This is a genomic window from Lysobacter defluvii IMMIB APB-9 = DSM 18482 (assembly GCF_000423325.1).
Classification (GTDB): domain Bacteria; phylum Pseudomonadota; class Gammaproteobacteria; order Xanthomonadales; family Xanthomonadaceae; genus Novilysobacter; species Novilysobacter defluvii.
This window is the reverse complement of sequence record NZ_AUHT01000005.1, coordinates 41,867-54,524: the sequence shown is the minus strand read 5'-3', so window position 1 is coordinate 54,524 and position 12,658 is coordinate 41,867. Positions and strand designations below refer to the sequence as shown.

Annotated in this window: 13 protein-coding genes and 1 tRNA gene; 11 read left to right on the top strand and 3 right to left on the bottom strand. The window is 72.3% G+C overall.

Annotated features, from left to right (window positions below; genetic code table 11):
- The first annotated feature begins 26 nt into the window (after positions 1–26).
- Together dapA and G545_RS0102520 are read left to right on the top strand one after the other, a co-directional pair.
- On the top strand, positions 27–929 hold the full coding sequence (gene dapA, locus G545_RS0102525) for a 4-hydroxy-tetrahydrodipicolinate synthase (RefSeq protein WP_027069014.1): 903 nt from the start codon (positions 27–29) through the stop codon (positions 927–929).
- Positions 930–942: 13 nt separating this feature from the next.
- The gene (locus G545_RS0102520) at positions 943–1,464 is read left to right on the top strand and encodes a hypothetical protein (RefSeq protein ID WP_027069013.1); all 522 of its coding nucleotides are present in this window, start codon (positions 943–945) and stop codon (positions 1,462–1,464) included.
- Positions 1,465–1,573: 109 nt separating this feature from the next.
- Here G545_RS0102520 and fdxA read toward each other — a convergent pair whose 3' ends face one another.
- Together fdxA and G545_RS0102510 are read right to left on the bottom strand one after the other, a co-directional pair.
- A complete protein-coding gene (gene fdxA / locus G545_RS0102515) occupies positions 1,574–1,897 on the bottom strand; it encodes a ferredoxin FdxA (protein ID WP_027069012.1) in 324 nt (107 codons plus the stop codon).
- A gap of 109 nt (positions 1,898–2,006) precedes the next feature.
- Positions 2,007–2,082 (bottom strand) — tRNA-Glu (locus tag G545_RS0102510).
- Positions 2,083–2,128: 46 nt separating this feature from the next.
- On the opposite strand from G545_RS0102510, the gene pcnB reads away from it, so the two are divergent.
- The 6 genes from pcnB to pgi all read left to right on the top strand — a co-directional run bounded on the left by pcnB (position 2,129) and on the right by pgi (position 7,911).
- Positions 2,129–3,568 (top strand): polynucleotide adenylyltransferase PcnB, encoded by a 1,440-nt coding sequence (pcnB, locus tag G545_RS0102505; protein ID WP_407059618.1) that lies wholly within the window; start codon positions 2,129–2,131, stop codon positions 3,566–3,568.
- 11 nt (positions 3,569–3,579) lie between these two features.
- Positions 3,580–4,119: a 2-amino-4-hydroxy-6-hydroxymethyldihydropteridine diphosphokinase gene (folK, locus tag G545_RS13280; RefSeq protein ID WP_052106502.1), complete on the top strand. Its 540-nt coding sequence runs from the start codon at positions 3,580–3,582 to the stop codon at positions 4,117–4,119.
- A 3-nt stretch (positions 4,120–4,122) separates the two neighbouring features.
- Positions 4,123–4,971, top strand: coding sequence for a 3-methyl-2-oxobutanoate hydroxymethyltransferase (panB, locus tag G545_RS0102495; protein WP_052106501.1), 849 nt, complete (start codon positions 4,123–4,125; stop codon positions 4,969–4,971).
- Between the two features lie 64 nt (positions 4,972–5,035).
- A complete protein-coding gene (gene panC, locus G545_RS0102490; protein WP_027069009.1) occupies positions 5,036–5,890 on the top strand; it encodes a pantoate--beta-alanine ligase in 855 nt (284 codons plus the stop codon).
- Between the two features lie 94 nt (positions 5,891–5,984).
- Entirely contained in the window at positions 5,985–6,365 is a 381-nt protein-coding gene (gene panD / locus G545_RS0102485) for an aspartate 1-decarboxylase (RefSeq protein ID WP_027069008.1), read from the top strand.
- A 1-nt stretch (position 6,366) separates the two neighbouring features.
- The gene (gene pgi, locus G545_RS0102480) at positions 6,367–7,911 is read left to right on the top strand and encodes a glucose-6-phosphate isomerase (RefSeq protein WP_043711305.1); all 1,545 of its coding nucleotides are present in this window, start codon (positions 6,367–6,369) and stop codon (positions 7,909–7,911) included.
- Positions 7,912–7,992: 81 nt separating this feature from the next.
- On the opposite strand, the gene queG is transcribed toward pgi, so the two are convergent.
- The gene (gene queG / locus G545_RS0102475) at positions 7,993–9,132 is read right to left on the bottom strand and encodes a tRNA epoxyqueuosine(34) reductase QueG (RefSeq protein WP_081677683.1); all 1,140 of its coding nucleotides are present in this window, start codon (positions 9,130–9,132) and stop codon (positions 7,993–7,995) included.
- Here queG and G545_RS0102470 point away from each other — a divergent pair.
- From G545_RS0102470 to G545_RS0102460, 3 genes are all read left to right on the top strand, one after another.
- Positions 9,131–10,603 carry an NAD(P)H-hydrate dehydratase gene (locus tag G545_RS0102470; protein ID WP_027069005.1) on the top strand — a complete coding sequence of 491 codons (1,473 nt, stop codon included), beginning with the start codon at positions 9,131–9,133 and terminating at the stop codon, positions 10,601–10,603. The two genes, queG and G545_RS0102470, sit on opposite strands and share 2 nt — an antisense overlap.
- Positions 10,600–11,088, top strand: a complete 489-nt coding sequence (tsaE, locus tag G545_RS0102465; RefSeq protein ID WP_027069004.1) for a tRNA (adenosine(37)-N6)-threonylcarbamoyltransferase complex ATPase subunit type 1 TsaE — start codon at positions 10,600–10,602, stop codon at positions 11,086–11,088. The genes G545_RS0102470 and tsaE overlap by 4 nt, the downstream gene beginning before the upstream one ends.
- An 88-nt stretch (positions 11,089–11,176) precedes the next feature.
- Positions 11,177–12,649, top strand: a complete 1,473-nt coding sequence (locus G545_RS0102460; protein WP_027069003.1) for an N-acetylmuramoyl-L-alanine amidase — start codon at positions 11,177–11,179, stop codon at positions 12,647–12,649.
- Positions 12,650–12,658 lie beyond the last annotated feature (9 nt).

Sequence of the window (12,658 nt, the reverse complement as noted above, 5' to 3'; positions counted from 1 at the left end):
AAGGCCCCGACACGAGGCCTTCTCCCTTGCGACCTTCCGGCAGCATCACCGCGCTGGCCACCCCGTTCGATGCCAGCGGCGAGGTCGACCTCGAAGCCTGGCGCCGTTTCCTCGAGTTGCAGCTGCAGGCGGGTACCCAGGCGCTGGTGGTGGCCGGCTCGACCGGCGAAGCGGCCGCACTGCTGGACGCCGAGTACGACGCACTGGTGCGCTGCGCGGTGGAGGTGGTCGCGGGAAGGGTTCCGGTGATCGCGGGGACCGGGCTGTCCAACACGTCCAAGACCATCGAGCTGACCCGCCGCGCCGCGGGCCTGGGCGCGGATGCCGCGCTGGTTGTCACCCCGCCGTACGTGCGCCCCACCCAGGAGGGCCTGCTGGCGCACTACCGCGCGGTGGCGGACGACGGCGCGCTGCCGGTGCTGCTCTACAACGTGCCGGGTCGGACCGGGTGCGACATGCTGCCGGAGACGGTCGCGGCGCTGGCGGGGCACGCGCGCATCGTCGGGGTCAAGGAGGCGCGGCCGGAACCGGAACGCATGGAGGCGCTGGTCGCGTTGCGCTCCCGCGACTTCGCCGTGCTCAGTGGCGACGATCCCACCGCCTGCCGTGCGATGCAGTCCGGCGCCGACGGCGTGGTGTCGGTGGCTTCGAACGTGGTTCCCCGCGCCTTCCGCCGCCTGTGCGACCTGGCCCGTGCCGGCGAGGCGGGGCAGGCGAGCGAACTGGACGCCCGGCTGGCGCCGATCGTCGACTTCATGGGCGTTGAGCCCAACCCGGTGCCGGTCAAGGCGCTGCTGCAGCGACAGGGCATCGGCCACGGGCTGCGGCGCCCGCTGCTGCCACTCTCGCAACAACACCAGGACACGGCCGGGCGCATCGCCGCGGCCTGCCACGACATCGAAACCGCCTGCGCCCAGGGCGCGGGTTGAACCGGAGAAACGCATGCACCTCAATCTTTCCGCTCCCCGCCTGGCGCTGGCCGGCCTCGCGCTGGGCACCATGGTGGCGACCTCCGGCTGCGGCTGGTTCCGTCGTGGCGACGAGCTCTACGGCATGGCCCCCGAGGACCGCCCGCTGGAGGTCCCGCCGGAGATGGACGCGGTCGACGCCGCCGCGGGTGCCGCGCCCACCGGGTCGGTGACCGCCTCGGGCGCCGTCGCGGCCGCGCAGCAGGCGCGCGCCGCCGACGCCACCGGGTTCACGGTGACCGGCGGCGACCGCACCGACGTCTACCAGGCGGTCGACGGGATCCTGTCGGGCATGGAAGGCGTCGAGGTCACAAGCCGTGCCGAGCTGCTGGGCGCGTTCGACCTGCAGTACCAGGGCGCGGCGTTCCTGGTGCGCGTGACCGAGGGCGTGGATGGCGTGCGGGTGTCGGCGGTGGATCCGCGCGGGGCGCCGGCGACGGGGCCGGAGGTCGAGGCCCTGATGGCGAGCCTGCGCGCGGGGATCGGCGCCGATTGACGCATGCGGCGCAATACGCCGCCAAGGCGGCTATTGCGCCCTACGTTGCCCGGGTAGGGCGCAATAGGCGGAACGCCGTATTGCGCCGGATGCACGCGGCTCCGCGCCCTTACCGCTCCAACAACGCCAGCTTGCCGGGCTTGCCGTCCCAGTCGGCCGCGTCGTCGAAGGGCTCCTTGCGCGCGGTGATCACCGGCCATTCCTTCGACAGCTCGGCGTTGAGCTCGACGAAGTGCTCCTGCCCGGCGGGGACGTCGTCCTCGGGGTAGATCGCGTTGATCGGGCACTCCGGCTCGCACAGCGTGCAGTCGATGCACTCCTCCGGGTCGATCACCAGGAAATTCGGCCCTTCATGGAAGCAGTCGACCGGGCACACCTCGACGCAGTCGGTGTACTTGCACTTGATGCAGTTCTCGGTGACGACGAAGGGCATTGCAGGGTCCGTGGTTGCGACCCGGCCATTGTACCGGCCGGTCCCCGGCAGCGGGCGGCAGGGGGTGGAATGAAGAAGGCCCGCACATTGCTGTGCGGGCCTCCGGATTTGGCGCTCCCTACGGGACTCGAACCCGTGTTTTAGCCTTGAGAGGGCTACGTCCTAGACCACTAGACGAAGGGAGCAGGTTTTCCGCGCCGCTGCCATCAGGGCTGCGCGGCTTGCTAGTATATGGGGCTGCGTTGCGTTCGGCAACGGTTCCTTCACGATTTTCCAACCTGCGGCGATGCCCGCCTGATGCCACCAAATCACCCCCTACCCGAACCCGTGCTGCGGGTCATCCCGCGCGAGCAGCACAACGTCTCCCGCAAGGACATCAGCCACAACGCGTTGCGCGTGCTCTACCGCCTGCGCGAGGGTGGCTATGGTGCCTACCTGGTCGGGGGCGCGGTACGCGACCTGCTGATCGGTGGACGTCCCAAGGACTTCGACGTGGCGACCGACGCCACGCCCGAGCAGGTCCGCCAGCTGTTCCGCAACTGCCGGCTGATCGGCCGGCGTTTCCGCCTCGCACACGTGGTGTTCGGCCGCGAGATCATCGAGGTCGCGACCTTCCGCGCCAACGACGACGATGGCAGTGGCGCGCGCCATGCCGCGGAGGACGGCCGGCTGGTCCGCGACAACGTCTACGGCACGATCGAGGACGACGCCGTCCGCCGCGACTTCACCGCCAACGCGTTGTACTACGCCATCGAGGACTTCTCGGTGCGCGACTACACCGGCGGCTTCCAGGACGTGCAGGACCGGGTCATGCGCCTGATCGGCGACCCGGAAACCCGCTACCACGAGGACCCCGTGCGCATGCTGCGCGCGGTGCGGCTGGCGGCGAAGCTCGACTTCGACATCGAGCCGGCCACCGCGGCGCCGCTGCCGGTGCTGGCACCGCTGCTGGTGCAGTCCGCGCCTGCGCGCCTGTGGGAGGAGTGCCTGAAGCTGTTCCTGTCCGGCCACGGCGAAAAGAGCTTCCTCGGCCTGGAGAAGCATGGCCTGCTGGAGGTGCTGTTCCCGGAGACCGGCCGCGCGCTGCGGGCCAACCGCAGCGGCGCGCTGCGCCGTGTGGTGCTCGCCGGCCTGCGCGATACCGACCGCCGGGTGGCCGAAGACGAGCCGGTCTCCCCGGCCTTCCTGTTCGCGCTGCTGCTGTGGCCGGCGTACTGCCGCACCCTGGTGCAGCTGGAGCGCGACGGGCTGGCGCCGGCCGATGCCCAGCGCCGCGCCGCCGACCGGGTCACCGTGCGCCAGCTCGACATGGTCGCGCTGCCGCGCCGGTTCTCGGTGCCGATGCAGGAGATCTGGCTGCTGCAGGCGCGCTTCGGCCTGCGCCAGCGCAAGCGGGTGATGCGGATGCTCGCGCACCGGCGGTTCCGGGCCGCGTTCGACTTCCTGGCGATCCGCCTGGCCGGGTCCGACAGCCATGCGGCCGACGTGGAGTACTGGCGCGAGCTGCAGGCATCGGGGGAGGGAGCACAGGCCGTCGCGTCCGGTTCCGGCCCACGCGCGCCGCGGTTCGACGGGGACGGAGACGGCGCGACGGAGGACGATCCGGATTCCCCGGCTCCCCAGCGCCGCCGCCGGCGCCGGCGGCGTCCCGCCACCTCCGGGCAGGGCTAGGGACCACTCCAGTGACCACGACCGTCGACGCGGTGGTCGGCCTGGGCAGCAACCAGGGCGACAGCGTCGCCCGCGTGCGCGCCGCCCTGGGCGCACTCGGCCGGCTGCCCGGTACCCGCGTGGCCAGCGCTTCGCGCCTGTACCGCACGCCGGCCTGGGGCGTGCTCGACCAGCCCGACTTCATCAATGCGGCCGCGCGGCTGCGCACCACGCTGGGCCCGGTGGTGCTGCTGGAAGCGATGCTGGGCATCGAGCGCGAAGCCGGCCGGGTGCGCAGCCCGGACGGAACCGACCGCTGGGGGCCGCGGGTGCTGGACCTCGACCTGCTGCTGTTCGGCGACCAGCGCATCGACGTGCCCGGGCTGACCGTCCCGCATCCGCACCTGCACGAGCGCGCGTTCGCCCTGGTGCCCTTGCTGGAGGCATGGCCGGAGGCAGTGATCCCCGGCCGCGGGCCGGCGCGCGAGGCCCTGGCCGGATTGGCCACCGGCGCGATCGAAGCGCTACCGTATGCCGATGATCCGGCGTCCCCCCACGCGCCGCGGAACTGAGCCATGTCGATCCACGCCACGGGCCCCGCGCCCGCGAATCCCGACCGGGTGACACGCAAGCCCTGGACGGTGCCGATGTTGCGCGCGGCAAAGCAGGACGGCCGCCGCATGGCGATGCTGACCTGCTACGACGCGAGCTTCGCGCGCGCGGTGGACGCCGCCGGCGTGGACCTGGTCCTGGTGGGGGATTCCCTGGGCATGGTGATGCAGGGCCACGACAGCACGCTGCCGGTGACGGTGGAGGACATCGCCTACCACACCGCCTGCGTCGCGCGCTCCCTGCGTTACGCGCTGCTGGTCGCCGACATGCCGTTCCAGGGCGACGCCAGCCCGCAGCGGGCGCTGGATGCGGCCACCGCCTTCCTGCGCGCCGGCGCGGCGATGGTGAAGATCGAGGGCGCCGGACCGAAGCTGGAGGTCATCCGCCACCTGGTCGAGCGCGAGATCCCGGTCTGCTCGCACCTGGGGCTGACGCCGCAGGCGGTGTTGCGCATGGGCGGCTACAAGGTCCAGGGGCGCGACGACGCGACCGCGATGCTGCTGCGCGAGCAGGCGCGGCAGGTGGTCGAGGCCGGTGCCGAGCTTGTCGTGCTGGAAGGCGTGCCCTCGGGATTGGCGGAAGCGATCACCGCGGAGATCGAAGTGGCGACCATCGGCATCGGTGCCGGGCCGCACTGCGACGGCCAGGTGCTGGTGCTGCACGACATGCTGGGGATGGACAGCGGCCACCGGCGGCCGAAGTTCGTCAAGGATTTCCTGGCCGAAGGCGGATCGATCGTCGGGGCGATGCGCGCCTATGCGGAGGCGGTACGCGAGGGCCGGTTCCCGGCGGCGGAGCATTCGTATACCTGAGCGGGGCAGGGCGCGTGCCGGCGACAGTGCCGCATGCCTGCGTGGAGAGGGGAGCGAACGGAAGATGACGGACGTGATCAGGGACCTGGCCAGGCTGCGCGAATGCGTGGCCGCGTGGCGCGCGGAAGGGCTGCGCGTTGCGCTGGTGCCGACCATGGGCAACCTCCACGGCGGGCACTTCTCGCTGGTCGAGCTTGCCCGCCGCCACGCCGACCGGGTGGTGGTGAGCGTGTTCGTCAATCCGACCCAGTTCGGGCCCGGCGAGGACTACGACCGCTACCCGCGCACTCCCGAGGCCGACGTCGAGGGCCTGCGCAGTGCCGGCGCCGACGTGGCCTGGATGCCCGCGGTGGAGGTGGTCTATCCCTATGGGCCGGAAGCCGCGGTGCGGGTGCAGGTCCCCGGCATCACCGAAGTGCTGGAGGGCGCGCACCGGCCCGGGCATTTCGATGGCGTCGCCACGGTGGTCGCGCGACTGTTCAACCAGGTGCAGCCGGACGTCGCGGTGTTCGGGCGCAAGGACTACCAGCAGCTGGCGGTGATCCGCTACATGGTCCGTGACCTGGCCTTCCCCATAGAACTGGTCGCCGCCGACATCCTGCGCGAGGACGACGGCCTGGCGATGAGCTCGCGCAACCAGTACCTGGCGCCGGAACAGCGTCCGGTCGCCGCGGAGATCCGGCGCGTGCTGGAAGGCATGGCCGAGGCGGCACGCGCTGCGCGGCCGCGGCAGCTGGTCGAGCAGGAGGCCTGCGAGCGCCTGGAGGCGGCCGGCTTCGTGGTGGATTACGCGGTCCTGCGCCGCCACGACCTGCTGGAGCCCGAAGCCCCCGGCGTCGACGACGGCGGACGGGTGGCGCTCGTCGCCGCGCGCCTGGGCGACACGCGGCTGATCGACAACCTGGAGTTCAGGCTGTAGCAGGCTGCGCGGGCTGGCGCTCACTGCGCTGTCAGCCGGGTGCTTGCTAGAATTGGCGGCTGTCGACAACCGCCCCCACGCGGCCGGAAACCAAATGCACCTGAACCTGCTCAAGGCCAAGATCCACCGCGCCACCGTCACCCACGCCGAGCTGCACTACGAGGGCTCGTGCGCGATCGACGGGCGCCTGCTCGACATCTCGGGCATCCGCGAGTACGAGCAGATCCACGTCTACAACATCGACAGCGGCCACCGCTTCGTGACCTACGCGATCCGCGCCGAGGAAGGCAGCGGGATCATCTCGGTCAACGGCGCGGCCGCCCACTGCGCGAACGTCGGCGACCTGGTGATCATCTGCGCCTATGGCCACTGCGACGAGGCCGAGGCGGCGAAGTTCAAGCCGACCCTGGTGTACGTCGACGGCGACAACCGCCTGACCCACACCAACGACTCGATCCCCGCACAGGCGGCCTGACATGGGCGGCACCGGCGAAGGAACTCCGGCGCTTTCTTCCCGCATCGCGGCCCTGCGCGCGCACGCGGAGCGGCTGTCCGGGCATCCCATCCGCGCACTGGTGTCGGCCGACCCGGGCCGATCGGCGGCGCTGTCGGTCTCCGCCGGACCGCTGCATGCCAGCTTCGCCCGCCAGCGCTATGACGGGCGGGCGCTGGACGAGCTCTTCGGGCTTGCTTCCAGCGCCGGCCTGGACGCCGCGCTGCGGGCGCTCGCCGGCGGCGAACAGGTGAATCCGACCGAGGGCCGCCCGGCGCTGCATACCGCGCTGCGCGCGCGAGACGCGGCCACTCCGGCCGCCCGGGAGGCGGTGCAACTGGCCCGTGCCGCGCGCGCGCGCATGGCGGAGCTGGTGCGCGGCATCCACCAGGCCGGCATCACCGACGTGGTGAGCGTCGGGATCGGTGGTTCCGACCTGGGCCCGCGCCTGGTGGTCGACGCGCTCGCGCAGCCGGGCACTGGCCTGCCGCGGGTGCACTTCCTGTCCAACGTCGACCCCGCGGCCGCGGCTTCGGTGACCGCGGGGCTGGATCCGGCACGCACCGCGGTGATCCTGGTTTCCAAGAGCTTCGGCACCCAGGAGACCCTGCTCAACGGCCGCATCCTCGCCGACTGGCTGGGCGATGGCTCCCGCCTGTACGCGGTCAGCGCCAACCCCGGCCGGGCGGCGGAGACCTTCGACATCGACCCGTCGCGCGTGCTGCCGATGTGGGACTGGGTCGGCGGCCGGTACTCGATGTGGTCCGCGGTCGGCTTCCCGATCGCGATCGCGCTGGGCATGGAGCGTTTCGAGGCGCTGCTCGGCGGCGCCGCGGAGATGGACGAGCACGTGCTGTCCGCGCCGCTGCGCGAAAACATCGCCGCGTGGCATGCACTGACCGCGGTGTGGAACCGCAACGCACTGGGCCTGCACAGCCATGCCGTGGTCCCGTACGCGGAACGGCTGCGCCTGCTGCCGGCCTACCTGCAGCAACTGGTGATGGAGAGCCTGGGCAAGTCGGTCCGTGCCGACGGCAGCCGCGTCGGGCTCGACACGGTTCCGGTGTGGTGGGGTGGCACCGGTACCGACGTGCAGCACAGCTTCTTCCAGGCCCTGCACCAGGGCACCGGCGTGGCCTCGATGGACTTCATCGGCGTCATCGACCCCGGCATCGCCGGCCACGACGACAACGCCCATGCGCTGCTGGCCAACCTGCTGGCCCAGTCCGAGGCCCTCGCCAACGGCCAGGACAGCGACGATCCGCACCGCGCCTACGCCGGCAACCGCCCCAACACCGTGCTCCTGCTCGACCGCCTGGACGCCCGCTCCCTCGGCGCCTTGGTGGCCATGTACGAACACAGCGTGTACCTGCAGGGCGTGCTGTGGGGGATCAACCCCTTCGACCAGTTCGGCGTCGAACTGGGAAAGCAGGTCGCGAACCGGCTGCTGCCGGCGTTGAAGGGGGACGGGGAGGCCGGGGATCCGGTGACGCACGACCTGATTGCCCGGATCCGCAGGGCGCAATAGCACCGGCGTAGTGCGCCGGGTGCGGGGCGTGGGCCGCGGTTTGCCATCCGGTGCAATACGCCGCGGCGCGGTTACTGCATCCTACGGGGTCGCGGGCTTCGGATGCTGGGACAGCGCCCAAGCGACGTGCTCCCGCACCAGTTCGTCCGCGTCGTCGCGCCTTGACTCCAGCGCCGCCAGCACCCCGGGGGTCGTGGGCGCGTTGCCCAGCGCCACGGCGATATTGCGCAGCCAGCGGCGGTGGCCGCTGCGGCGGATGGCGGAGCCTTCGGTGCGGGTGAGGAATTCGTCCTCCGTCCAGGCGAAGAGTTCGGCCAGGCTGGCCTCGTCCAGGTTGTTGCGGGCGCGGAAGTCGGGCTCGTCGCTGCGGCGCGCGAACTTGTTCCAGGGACACACCAGCTGGCAGTCGTCGCAGCCAAAGATGCGGTTGCCGATCGGGGCGCGGAACTCCTCCGGGATCGGGCCGTCGTGCTCGATGGTGAGGTAGGAGATGCAGCGCCGCGCGTCGAGGCGGTAGGGGGCGACGATGGCGCCGGTCGGGCATACGTCGATGCAGCGCGTGCAGGTGCCGCAGTGGTGCGTGGCCGGCGCGTCGACCGGCAACGGCACGTCGACGTAGATCTCGCCGAGGAAGAACCACGAGCCCCCGTCCTTGTCGATCAGGCAGGTGTGCTTGCCGATCCAGCCCAGTCCCGCGTTGCGGGCCAGGGCGCGCTCGAGCACCGGCGCGGAGTCCACGAACACGCGGTGGCCGAACGGACCGATGAGCTCCGCAATCCGGTCGGCGAGCCGCTGCAGGCGCTGGCGCATCATCTTGTGGTAGTCCCGGCCCAGCGCGTAGCGGGCGACGTAGGCGCGCTCGCCGTCGCCGAGTGTCTCCCAGGCTTCCACGTCGTCGCGGCGGCCGTAGTCCAGCCCGACCGAGATCACCCGCAACGTACCCGGCAGCAGCTCGGCCGGGCGCGCGCGCATGCGGCCGTGGCGGGCCATCCACTCCATCGTCCCGTACAGGCCGCGGCCGAGCCAGTCGGCCAGGTGCGCCTCGTCCTCGGCCAGGTCGATGCCGGTGATGCCGCAGCGCTGGAAGCCGCCCTCGCGGGCGAGCTCGCGGATCCGGGAGGCGAGGGCGGCCGGATCGGACGCGCCGGCAGCGGGGCCGGGCGCGGTGGCGGGGGCGGAGGACGGGTCCACGATGCGTCCAAGTATAGAATCCGCGGGCATGCCGGCCCCTGACCGCCTTTACTCGACCCACGCCCTGCGCGAACTGGAAGCGCGCGGGATCGCCGACGCCGGCGACCCGCGGGCGCTCATGGTGCGCGCGGGCCAGGCCGCGTGGCGCGCCGTGCTCGAACACTGGCCCGGGGCACGCCGGCTCCTGGTCGCCTGCGGTCCGGGGGACAACGGCGGGGACGGCTACGAGCTGGCGCTCAACGCGCTGCGCTCGGGCCGCGAGGTCCAGGTCGTCCAGCTCGGCGACGCGGGCGGCAGCCGCGCCGCCCGTGCGGCGCGCGAGGCCTGGGCGGAAGCAGGCGGGACCGTCGTGCCGGCCGGGGAGAAGCTTCCGGCGGCCGACGTCATCGTCGACGCGCTGTTCGGCATTGGCCTGTCGCGGCCGCTGGAAGGCGCCGCCGCCGCGCTCGTGCGGGCGATCAACGGACACCCGGCGCCCGTTCTGGCGCTGGATGTGCCCAGTGGCGTCGACGCGGATACCGGCCATGCCACCGGCATCGCGATCGACGCCGACCACACGCTGGAGTTCCTTGCCCCCAAGGCCGGCCTGCGGACAGGCGCGGCGCGCGATCTTGCCGGCACGCTCTCGCTGGCGGACCTGCAGGTACCGTCGGCCGGGGTCGACGCCAGCGCGGAGCGGCTCAATGCAGACGATCTCGCTCGCTGGCTGCTGCCGCGACGGCGCGACAGCCACAAGGGCCTGCACGGGCGCGTGCTGTGCATCGGCGGCGACCACGGCTTGGGCGGCGCGGTCATGCTCGCCGCGGAGGCGGCGCTGCGCACCGGCGCCGGGCTGGTGGACGTGCTCACCCGGCCGCTGCACGTGGCGCCGCTGCTGGCCCGCCTTCCCGAGGCGATGGCGCGCGGCTTCGACGGGAGCCGTCCCGATCCTGGCGTGTTTGCGCGGGCCAACATCATCGCGATCGGTCCCGGGCTCGGCCGGGACGACTGGGGTTCGGCGCTGTTCGAAGCTGCCGCGGCCGCCGGGCGGCCGCTGGTCCTCGACGCGGACGGGCTGAACCTCCTCGCCGAGGGTGCGGTCGCGCTCCCCGCCGGCAGCGTGGTCACGCCGCATCCCGGGGAGGCCGCGCGCCTGCTCGGGTGCACCACGGCGCAGGTCCAGGCGGACCGGTTCGCCGCAGCCAAGGCCCTGGCGGAGCGCCATGGGGTTGCCGTGGTGCTCAAGGGCGCCGGTTCGCTGGTGGCCACGCCCGGATGCTTGCCGCGGCTGGTGGACGCAGGCAACCCGGGCATGGCCGTGGGGGGCATGGGCGACGTGCTGACCGGCGTGGTGGCTGCCCTGCTGGCGCAGGGACTGGACGTCTTCGATGCGGCGTCATGCGGGGCGTTGCTGCACGCCTGCGCCGGCGACTTGGCCGCCGCCGAAGGCGAGCGCGGGCTGCTGCCGCGTGACCTGATGCCCGAACTGCGGCGGCTCGCCAACCCGGGAGGCGGCCCGTGACGGCGCGCCTGCTCGCGGATGCGGCGGCGACCGACGCGCTCGGCGAGGCGCTCGCCCGCACCCGGCCGCCGAGCGCGGTGGTGTTGCTGCATGGCGACCTCGGGGCCGGCAAGTCCAGCCTCGCACGGGCCATGCTGCGCGCGCTGGGGGTGCGGGGACCGATCCGCAGCCCGACCTACACGCTGGTCGAGCGGTATCCGTTGCCGGAGGGTGGGGAGGCTTGGCACATGGACCTGTACCGGATTGGCGACCCCGGCGAGCTCGAGTTCCTCGGGCTGGACGGCGGCGAGGCGGTGCTGTGGCTGGTGGAATGGCCGCAGCGCGGGGCCGGGGCGCTGCCGACGGCGGACCTGGAAGTGTGGCTCGATCACGCCGGAAACGGACGCAGCGCACGCCTTGAAGCACGCAGCGACGCGGGATCCGCTTGGCTCCGGCGGCTCAATGGTGCTCTGCCGGCGGAGGGTGCGCTTGCGTCACACTCCTGAACGATTCCCAAAGGATGTGGCCACAGGTGTCGGATTCCAAAGGGAAAAATACTTGCATTCAGCTGCGGGCAATGCTTGACTTCGCCCCATGCGAGTGCAATCGGCCACCATCCAGAAGGTCCTGCTCGGCCTGGCGCTGCTCGCGGGGTTGCTGTGGAACCTCGCGTATGGCTCTGAAATCAAGAGCTTGCGCCTGATCGAAGGCGCCACCGGCACCCGTGCCGAGATCAGCCTGGACGGCGCCGGGCAGTACAAGGTGATCCGCCTCGACAATCCGGCGCGCCTCGTAGTCGATCTCCCGTCCGCGTCGCTGGCGAAGGGCGTGTCCCTCCCCGAGGGGGCCGGCGTGGTCAAGTCGGTGCGCACCGGGCAACCCGAAGCCGGCGTCACCCGCATCGTGTTCGACCTTGCGCACCCGGTCGTGGCGCCCGATCCGTGGATCGAGCAGGCCGGTGACGGACCCCGGCTGGTGGTCGAATGGCCGGGCGACGGCCCGGTGCAGCGGTTCGCGGCGCAGGGTGGTTCCACGGCCGCTGCGCAGCCCGCGGGCGGGACCGCGGCGGCAGCCGTCTCCACCGATGCGGCCGTGGCAGGAAAGGAAGTATCGCCGATCGACGTCGCCGCCTCCGCCGCCGCGACCAGCCGCCTGATTTCCGAGCTGGCCGCCAAGGCCGCCGCGCGCGACGTGGAGACCCGCCAGGCCTCCGTACCCGCACAGCCGGCGCCGGAGCCGGCGGCTGTACCTCCCGCCACTGCGCCGGCTACCCAGCCCGCGCCCCGGCCCACGCTGCCGCGCGAGGTCGGGATGCGCCCGCTGGTGATCGCGATCGACCCCGGACATGGCGGCCAGGATCCCGGCGCCATCGGCAAAAGCGGCACCCGCGAGAAGGACGTGGTGCTCGCGATCAGCAAGGAGCTGGCGCGGCAGATCGACGCCACCCCGGGGTTGAAGGCGTTCCTGACCCGCGACAACGACGTGTTCATCCCGCTCAACCAGCGTGCACGGCTGGCGCGCAAGGCGGGGGCGGACATGTTCATCTCCATCCACGCCGACGCGGCGGAGAACCGCAGCGCCGACGGATCCTCGGTCTACGTGCTCTCGCTGCGCGGCGCCTCCTCCCAGCGCGCCCGCTGGCTCGCGGACAAGGAGAACTCCGCCGACCTGATCGGCGGCGTGCGCCTGGACGACCCCAACGACACCCTGGCCTCGGTGCTGCTCGACCTCACCCAGAGCGGGCACATGAAGGCGTCCGAGGACGCGGCCCGCGACATCCTCAGCGGCCTGCAGCAGGTCGGCAACGTGCACAAGCGCAACGTGGAGAAGGCCAACTTCGCCGTGCTGCGTACCTCCGACATGCCGGCGATGCTGGTGGAGACCGCCTTCATCTCCAACCCGGAGGAGGAGCGGCGGCTGCGTGATCCCGCGTTCCAGCGCAAGATCGCCGGCGCGGTGCTGGACGGGGTGAACGGCTACTTCAGCCGCCAGCCGCCCCCGGGCACCCTGTACGCGGCGCGGGCCGCGGCGCAGCAGGTCGCCGGCGCCGCGGGCGGCAGCCCCTGAGGGCCGGCG

Excerpts from the sequence above, each read along its gene's own strand:
- pcnB (WP_407059618.1), top strand. The coding sequence starts at position 2,129 with ATGGGGCTGCGTTGCGTTCGGCAACGGTTCCTTCACGATTTTCCAACC.
- panC (WP_027069009.1), top strand. The coding sequence starts at position 5,036 with ATGACGGACGTGATCAGGGACCTGGCCAGGCTGCGCGAATGCGTGGCC.
- panB (WP_052106501.1), top strand. The coding sequence starts at position 4,123 with ATGTCGATCCACGCCACGGGCCCCGCGCCCGCGAATCCCGACCGGGTG.
- G545_RS0102460 (WP_027069003.1), top strand. The coding sequence starts at position 11,177 with ATGCGAGTGCAATCGGCCACCATCCAGAAGGTCCTGCTCGGCCTGGCG.
- panD (WP_027069008.1), top strand. The coding sequence starts at position 5,985 with ATGCACCTGAACCTGCTCAAGGCCAAGATCCACCGCGCCACCGTCACC.
- queG (WP_081677683.1), bottom strand. The coding sequence starts at position 9,132 with ATGCCCGCGGATTCTATACTTGGACGCATCGTGGACCCGTCCTCCGCC.
- fdxA (WP_027069012.1), bottom strand. The coding sequence starts at position 1,897 with ATGCCCTTCGTCGTCACCGAGAACTGCATCAAGTGCAAGTACACCGAC.
- G545_RS0102470 (WP_027069005.1), top strand. The coding sequence starts at position 9,131 with ATGCCGGCCCCTGACCGCCTTTACTCGACCCACGCCCTGCGCGAACTG.
- G545_RS0102520 (WP_027069013.1), top strand. The coding sequence starts at position 943 with ATGCACCTCAATCTTTCCGCTCCCCGCCTGGCGCTGGCCGGCCTCGCG.
- pgi (WP_043711305.1), top strand. The coding sequence starts at position 6,367 with ATGGGCGGCACCGGCGAAGGAACTCCGGCGCTTTCTTCCCGCATCGCG.